This is a genomic window from uncultured Kluyvera sp. (genome assembly GCF_902485085.1).
In the GTDB taxonomy this organism is placed as follows: Bacteria; Pseudomonadota; Gammaproteobacteria; order Enterobacterales; family Enterobacteriaceae; genus Kluyvera; species Kluyvera ascorbata.
Genome location: NZ_CABTJS010000008.1, coordinates 1 through 2,206, shown reverse-complemented (window position 1 = coordinate 2,206; position 2,206 = coordinate 1). Strand labels below are relative to the sequence as shown.

Annotated in this window: 3 protein-coding genes; all 3 read right to left on the bottom strand. The window is 47.7% G+C overall.

Annotation, left to right across the window (positions count from 1 at the left end):
• Positions 1-600 precede the first annotated feature (600 nt).
• The 3 genes from RDN66_RS01490 to RDN66_RS01480 all read right to left on the bottom strand — a co-directional run bounded on the left by RDN66_RS01490 (position 601) and on the right by RDN66_RS01480 (position 1,876).
• A complete protein-coding gene (locus RDN66_RS01490) occupies positions 601-1,023 on the bottom strand; it encodes a helix-turn-helix domain-containing protein (protein ID WP_049122914.1) in 423 nt (140 codons plus the stop codon).
• Positions 1,023-1,190 carry a Rop family plasmid primer RNA-binding protein gene (locus RDN66_RS01485; protein WP_256125036.1) on the bottom strand — a complete coding sequence of 56 codons (168 nt, stop codon included), beginning with the start codon at positions 1,188-1,190 and terminating at the stop codon, positions 1,023-1,025. Before RDN66_RS01485 ends, RDN66_RS01490 begins: the two co-directional genes overlap by 1 nt.
• A 494-nt stretch (positions 1,191-1,684) precedes the next feature.
• Positions 1,685-1,876: a Rop family plasmid primer RNA-binding protein gene (locus tag RDN66_RS01480; protein ID WP_001041614.1), complete on the bottom strand. Its 192-nt coding sequence runs from the start codon at positions 1,874-1,876 to the stop codon at positions 1,685-1,687.
• Positions 1,877-2,206: the final 330 nt, after the last annotated feature.

Here is a 2,206-nt window from a genome sequence, read left to right as displayed (position 1 = left end):
GTATGCGCGCAAGTGCATAGCGCGGAAATTCACGCCATTCAGCCGGGGTAAGTCCTGTTTCCGATGTTCTTCTTACCCGAAAACGGTGAACGGGGACGCAATTTATTGCGTGGCCGTGAAGCGTTGCCGGCGCAGCCGGAAAACCGGTTTTCAGCACGTTCAGGAATGGGGTTCGTCGACGGCCGGCAATGACGTTATGGCAAGTCGCCGGACGACTCACCACACGATTCACCGGCGATTCGACTCGTGACTTGACTCTAGAGTCACCACGGTCAAAAAAACGCCAAATCGACGATTCGACTCTAGAGTCAAGTCGTCATAAGTTACTGATAGTGTGGAGTGAGTCGTCGATGACTCTATGACGAGTCGTCGGCAAGTCGTACACGAATCACCGACGACTTGGATTGACCTTACAGAAGGTAATACTGCGTAATTTAATAACAACCAACTGACTGATATTAATGAGTTATCTGCAAAAATTTAATTTTGCGTGGGGTGTGGATATTTTTAGTGTGAGGAGCGTTCAGAGATCTGGCGATTTTTGGGAAGGTTCACGAACGCCCCGGCATGGCCGGAGAGGAAAACTCAAGCATGGCGGGATCAGGATTTTTTCCAGAATTTCCACCACGGGGAATGGGGTGGTGAAGAAGGTTCGTGCTTGTGCTCCAGAAGCTGCATAGCCTGACGAAGGGAATCAATATGCTCATCTCGAGCCTTAACAGCCCCTTTAAGACCATCGTTTTCAGCTTCAAGTAAAGCGATTCTATGTTGTAAACCATGTAAACCAACGCTGTTAATACCTGTAGATTCTGCGTCACTTTTTACATCATATTTTACAGCATCGATTACACCATCAAGAGAACCAAACACTCTAATGAGCTCTGATGTATCAATAACTTTAATACCCTTCCCGTGCTTTACAACAGAGGTGTAACTTAACTTCCCACTGTTAATCATCTTGTAAATTGTGGGACGGCTAACCTTAACAAGCCGTGCCGCTTCACTAATAGACACTCTGGCCATCAATTACCATCCTGTAATTCATCCAGTCTCGAGGACAGTGTACGGAAAAGATGCTCCGCATCATCGTGGAGTTTCTCACAAAGGTCGGCCTCAGCATCGAGATCAAGCTCGTTAAGCTTCTCCAGCAGGAGCAGAGACTGATTCTGGATGAATTTAGCCATGTTCAGCGCTGTTTTCTGTTATTTCGTCATAAGGGACCTCAGAGCATCAGTGCTCAGTGTAAAACCGGTAAGGGGGTCGGATGTACGAATGGTTCAGAGAACGGATCTGAGGTAATCCTGTAGTTATTTTGTAGTTTATCTGTAGTCATCGCACTAAAAATCAGGATTAAGTCATCAGCTTTTGTAGTCTTTCTGTAGTTTACCTGTAGTCCGGAAAAATAATCCGTTCATGCGAGCATGAACGAGGTCGTTAATGACGTTTTTTTGTCACCGACGCCCCTTAACCTGCGTAAATCACCCGCCATGGTTGATTATTTTTCAACCTCAAAATGGTCATACACCTAACGCAGCTGCGATTTTCATCGCAACTTCATGAAAAATAAATAAAAAAGAAAAAATACAGGGATTCTGGGTATTACCGGGGTAATAATGTTAAGCGCTAACACAATGAAAATTAAGGCGATGCCGGTATTACTCCGGTAATACCCAGAACGGAGCCATTACGCACCGTCCTGCTGCTCATTCAGGCGCGCTGACAGGCTTCGGTAAAGGCGTTCCGCATCCTCATGGAGTTTCTCGCAGAAATCAGCCTCATGATCCAGATCCAGCTCATTAAGCCTGTCCAGAAGAAGCAGGGACTGATCCTGGATGAATTTAGCCATGTTAACGGCAGTCTTTTGTTGTTTGTTCATGAAGGCCCCGGCGCGAAAGTGCTTACTGTACGTTCTGATGGTTTTCCGCTTCCTCGCTCATTCGCTCACTCCGTTCGGTCATGAGTCTGCGGCGAGCGGAGGAAGATGAGCAGATAACGTAACGGTAAGCATAACGAAAGCTAAGGACAAGGGCGAAAAGGCCACGCCCCGCCGGGGCGCTTTTCCATAGGCTCCGCCCCCCTGACAAGCATCACGAAATCTGACGCTCAAATCAGTGGTGGCGAAACCCGACAGGACTATAAAGATACCAGGCGTTTCCCCCTGGTGGCTCCCTCGTGCGCTCTCCTGTTCCTGCCTTTCGGTTTACCG